General features: G+C 39.8%; 1 protein-coding gene. It reads right to left on the bottom strand.

Features of this window, described 5'->3' with window-relative positions; all coding sequences use genetic code 11:
* On the bottom strand, positions 1-541 hold a 541-nt coding region (locus CYP28_RS08365), incomplete at its 3' end, for a DUF262 domain-containing protein (protein WP_141090923.1).
* Positions 542-575: the final 34 nt, after the last annotated feature.

The following is a 575-nucleotide window of genomic DNA, read 5'->3' as shown; positions in this document are numbered from 1 at the left end:
CAGGGAAACCAAAATGGAACGTCAAAGAAAAAGCTAGCGACGGCTCCAGGGGTGGGGCAGGGAGGATCAGAGAGCCGAAAGGAGGAAAAGAGAGGAAAGCGCGGGGAGCAAGAGAGGGGAGAGCGGGAAAAAAGTATCCGTCCATAGCAAATTCATTATCTAAAAAGCCCCTTATCGCATTCAACCTTTGCTGCCCGTCTAATAAATAATATTTCCTGGCTGGTAGCTTTTTAAGTGTTTGTTTGTCATAGGCTTGCCTGGCAAATACAAAAGTTCCAATAGGAACGCCAGCCATAATCGTTTTTATTAAATTGACCTTTTGATTTTCACTCCAAACTAAGCCCCTTTGATATGCAGGAATTATAAATTGATCGCCATACTCTCTGCCCTTAAGCAACAAATCATTAATATCCATAATACAATTTTCGTGGATAACAACGTTGCTATCATGAAAGATGTCTTTATATATCCGTCTTGTATCGCTTTTGTCGCTTTCGGACAAAACCTTCTCAGCATAGCTGCTGTATTTTTCGTCTAACATGTTTATAACTCCATCTTTTTAATTTATATAATTA

This window comes from Campylobacter concisus, assembly GCF_002914195.1.
Lineage (GTDB): Bacteria > Campylobacterota > Campylobacteria > Campylobacterales > Campylobacteraceae > Campylobacter_A > Campylobacter_A concisus_M.
The sequence above is the reverse complement of the archived record's forward strand: the minus strand, read 5'-3'. Positions and strand labels throughout refer to the sequence as shown.